Source organism: Neobacillus drentensis, assembly GCF_036965645.1.
Classification (GTDB): Bacteria; Bacillota; Bacilli; order Bacillales; family Cytobacillaceae; genus Neobacillus; species Neobacillus drentensis_D.
On record NZ_JBALPZ010000130.1, the window covers coordinates 31,171 to 35,398 of the forward strand.

Sequence of the window (4,228 nt, forward strand, 5' to 3'; positions counted from 1 at the left end):
CCCTAAGCCAATTCCCAAGTCAAAAAAAGAATAAAAGGTTGCCGTGGCCATTCCCCTTCGATTTACTGGTACCTTTTCGATGGACCATGCTTGAAGGGCCGGCTGGACCATTCCAAATCCTAAACCATATAGCGCCGCTGCTGTATATAAGATGAAGCTGTTTGGAAGCCAAGCTAATAATATCATGGCCGCTAAAATTAGAAGTGTCCCCGGAATGAAAACAGCTTGAAGTCCTTTTCGGTCATACAACTGTCCCGCAAAGCTTCGCGTGACCATTAGCGCTAGTGCATAAAATAGGAAGTACAATTGAATTCCTGTAATATGCTTTTCCACTGTGTATAAGGGAAGGAAGGCAGCAATTCCACCGAAGGTCACTGTAATAAAAAACATCAGTATTGATGGCTTCAAGGCCCCTTTTTCATAAAGCTTTCTCTTTGTTTTTTCCTTGCCTGGGTTTGGATCCACTTTTTTATAAGAAATCCGGGATGATAAAATCAGCGCAATCAGTCCCAAGCCCGCACAAAGGAGAAAAAATGGTTTAAAGGAGATAATACCGGTTAAAGTGAGTCCAAGTGAAGGGCCAATCGCCAGCGCCAAATTACCTGACAGTCCGTAAAAGCCCATCCCCTCTCCCCGCCTTGTGACAGGGATTAAATCTGAGGCAATGGTACCTGACGCAGTCGTGGAAAAGCCCCAGCCGCCACCCTGTACTACCCTCATCATAAATAACAGGAAAATACTCGTTATGAAACCAAAGGAACCGACTGAAAGGACAAAGATGGTTAGACCGATTATATAGACAAACTTTCTACCTTTTGTTTCAAGAGCAACACCAGCATAAGGACGAAGCAGTAACGAAGAAAACGTAAAAATGCCGACAACAAATCCAATGAGTTGATCATTGCCACCTAGGTCTTCCACAAACAAGGGAATCGTCGGAAGTGTCATTTGAAATCCAAGAAAGATAAAGAAATTAGCCAAACAAATAAGTACAAAATCTTTTGTCCATATCTTTTCTTTCTGAAGCTGTTTTTCCATAAAGCCAATATTCTCCTTCTTAAATATGCTAAAAAAGCCGTTTCTACGGTCCGTAAAAACGACTTTTCATGAAGTATTATTTCGTTTTTGCCGTCTCGATTACTCGTTTCATTGCTTGAATTTGACCTAGATGGTTAGCCTCATGAAAGATGGCAAAATTGGTAAGCTCCCCAAAGGTTTCTTGACCTAGAAAAGGTGTTTTTAACCTTTCACTAAAGCTTTCTCCAGGTATTTCTTTAATCCTATTGATTTGATCTTTTAACTGTTCAATTAATTCCTTCAGAGATGGAACCTCTCCTTGCCAGTCAGCCGGTTTTGTTCCGGTTGCAAATAACTCCATGTAATTGGCTGGAAGATTAGTTGATTTTTTAGGAAAACCAAACATAAATTGTTCAGCAACCGTTAGGACATGCCCTACATGCCAATGAATGGTATTGTTGAAGCCCTCCGATTGTACATCTGCATTTGCCTCATCTACATTTTCTACATTTTTTATTAGAAAACTTCTTGTCAGCTCAAAACTTTTAAATAATAGTTTACTCATGTTATCCCTCTCCTCTCTCAAGATTACGCCTTCTATTTTATACTGTTTATGGAATATTATTAAACGAAACGCCTTACATTTCTTCCTGTGCAATTATTTATGTCATTAGGGAACCTTACTGTTAAAGGAGGGATTTTAATGGCGAGAAGAAATAAAATACTTGTTCCAGAAGCCCGCAATGGATTGGATGCCCTGAAAGCAAGAGTGGTTCAATCTGGAAGTCCTGAGAATGCTAAATTTGAAGCAGCCGAGGAAGTTGGTGTTCCTTTAAAGAAGGGATATAACGGCCAACTGACCTCTGAACAGGCAGGAAGGGTTGGCGGACGACTCGGTGGAAGCATGGTTCGCGAATTGGTGAAAATGGCGCAAGAAAATTTGAGTAAAAAGCAATAGTTAAAGGGAGCCGTTTGTCAAGGCTCCTATATTATTTTAATTATTATTTTAAAAAAAGTTTGACAAATTTGTGACAATTGGTAGAATATTCAGTATAAGGAGTTGGTGGATATGCATGAAAAATATGTAAAAAACTTACAAACTTTTAAAACGGCATCAACCTACGTTGGGGGATTCGGAATCATTTTTCTTTTGTTCAGTATTTTTGAAAACGGTTTCAATCTTGCGCTCGGATTGGGTATCGGATTAACCGCTGCTTCAGTCGTCCTTTTCTTACTTGGAATCTTTTTGGGGTTAATGGAAGAGTATACACTTGCCAGTAAACGGAAAGAACCTGTGACTAGTACATCAAAGCAATTTTTATATTAATATACACAAAAAGACTTGTGCATTATCACAAGTCTTTCCTTATTTTGTTCCCTCTCTTAACAGAAAAATTTTCATTACGTCAGCAATTTCCTCAGAACTCAGCGGGCTATGGTTTCTCTCCCAATCAGAGACGAGGGCTATGTACATTTTTAACAATAGAAAACTAATCACTTCCGTATTTCCAGCTGGAATAGCTCCTTTGGCCATTGCTGCTTCAATCTTTTGTCTTAAATATGCAATGATTTCATCCTCTACATGCTTCAACATTTCGGATACAGCTAATGTCCCCATCTCTGTTTCTTCTTGGACGAGCTTGATCATCAGCTGGTGCTGAGAACGAAAAGCTAATAATCGTGTCAGGGCCCGATGGACGTTTTCTGTAAATGGTAATCCCGTCTTGATGACAATCTCCGCCTCGGCAATCATCTCTTTTACTAACTTAGATATAATTTCTTCAAATAGTTCTTCTTTATTTTTAAAAAAGGTATAAATGGTACCCTTACCAACATTTGCAAGTCTTGCTACTTGGTCCATTGTAGTCGCTTTATAGCCAAATAACGAAAAAGACTTTGTCGCCGCCTCTACAATCATTGTTCTTCTGTCGGGAGCCATGCTACGACCTCCTATTTGACTAATTTAGTTCTGTGGTCATATTCTTATTTACTATAGCATAGTAGATGATTGGTTTCAAACGGATGAAAAATGGAACATTCAATAAACGTTAACGAAATATTCATCTTTGTGGACTAAATATTAATTGATGGTTTTATAAAATAAACTTATAAATTAGAAAGGTTGTGACATATGGCTTATAAGCCTCGTTTTGAATCACTTGAATTAAAGATTCTCGGGTATTTAAACAAACGAATTGTTTTATCCGAGAAAGATAAAAAGCATTATCTTAGCCTAAAAAAAGGATATGAGGGGGAGGTCATGTTTGATGTGCTAACCGAAAAACTGACGTGTGATTGTCTAATCCTTAATGATTTACTGTTAAAAGTAAATAATACCCTTTTTCAAATAGACACATTAATTATTACAGCAGATACTATTTATTTGTTCGAAGTGAAAAACTTTGAAGGTGATTATTATTATGAGTTAGATAGATTATATAAGAGGCCTAAAGCAGAATATACTAATCCACTACATCAATTGAACCGAAGCGCATCCCTGCTCCGCCAATTACTTCAGAATCTCGGATACAATTCCACTATTGAGGCTCGTGTCATCTTTATTAATCCTGAATTTACCCTCTACCAAGCTCCCCTTGACAAACCTTTTATTCATCCAACTCAAGTAAATAGCTATTTAAGAAGATTAGATATGGCTTCATCTAGCCTAACTGGGAAACATAAAATGTTAGCTAACAAATTAATCTCACTTCATATTGAGGAATCTCCTTATACTTTGCTTCCTCCTTATACTTATGATCAGCAAACCAAAGGAATTACTTGTGATTTATGCCTTTCTTTTGCTGTTACTCTTCAAGGGAATAAGTGTGCTTGTGAGGATTGCGGGCACGAGGAGATGGTCAGCTCTGCTGTTTTACGCAGCGTAAGGGAATATCAGCTTTTATTTCCCGGCAGTATTATTACAACAAACACTATTTTTGATTGGTGCAAGGTGATTGGGTGTAAAAAAAGGATTAGTAGAATATTAGGGAGGAATTATAAGATGGTCGGGGTTCATCAATGGTCTCACTATGATAAAGAATTTTAAATACTTTTTTGGTTCTTCAGTACTTTTTGAAGGGCCTTTTTTTCTAGCCCTTCATCTCCTTTATGAAGGACACTTTCTCTTTCCTCTTAGTGCCTTTTGTCCTTCATCCTCCTTATGAAGGACACTTTCTCTTTCCTCTTAGTGCCTTTTGTCCTTCATCCTCCT

At 38.0% G+C, this 4,228-nt stretch carries 6 protein-coding genes; 3 read left to right on the forward strand and 3 right to left on the reverse strand.

What is annotated here, in order from left to right; translation table 11 throughout:
• The coding region (locus tag V7266_RS22850; RefSeq protein ID WP_335471279.1) for an MFS transporter at positions 1–1,038 on the reverse strand (1,038 nt) is incomplete at its 3' end.
• 76 nt (positions 1,039–1,114) lie between these two features.
• Positions 1,115–1,582 carry a DinB family protein gene (locus tag V7266_RS22855; protein ID WP_335471282.1) on the reverse strand — a complete coding sequence of 156 codons (468 nt, stop codon included), beginning with the start codon at positions 1,580–1,582 and terminating at the stop codon, positions 1,115–1,117.
• 138 nt (positions 1,583–1,720) lie between these two features.
• Here V7266_RS22855 and V7266_RS22860 point away from each other — a divergent pair, with 138 nt between their 5' ends.
• Both V7266_RS22860 and V7266_RS22865 read left to right on the forward strand, forming a co-directional pair.
• Positions 1,721–1,975 (forward strand): alpha/beta-type small acid-soluble spore protein, encoded by a 255-nt coding sequence (locus V7266_RS22860; RefSeq protein ID WP_335471284.1) that lies wholly within the window; start codon positions 1,721–1,723, stop codon positions 1,973–1,975.
• A 111-nt stretch (positions 1,976–2,086) separates the two neighbouring features.
• Entirely contained in the window at positions 2,087–2,344 is a 258-nt protein-coding gene (locus tag V7266_RS22865; protein WP_335471286.1) for a hypothetical protein, read from the forward strand.
• A 39-nt stretch (positions 2,345–2,383) separates the two neighbouring features.
• On the opposite strand, the gene V7266_RS22870 is transcribed toward V7266_RS22865, so the two are convergent.
• A complete protein-coding gene (locus tag V7266_RS22870) occupies positions 2,384–2,956 on the reverse strand; it encodes a TetR/AcrR family transcriptional regulator (protein WP_335471288.1) in 573 nt (190 codons plus the stop codon).
• Between the two features lie 192 nt (positions 2,957–3,148).
• Here V7266_RS22870 and V7266_RS22875 point away from each other — a divergent pair, with 192 nt between their 5' ends.
• Positions 3,149–4,063 (forward strand): nuclease-related domain-containing protein, encoded by a 915-nt coding sequence (locus tag V7266_RS22875; RefSeq protein WP_335471290.1) that lies wholly within the window; start codon positions 3,149–3,151, stop codon positions 4,061–4,063.
• Positions 4,064–4,228 lie beyond the last annotated feature (165 nt).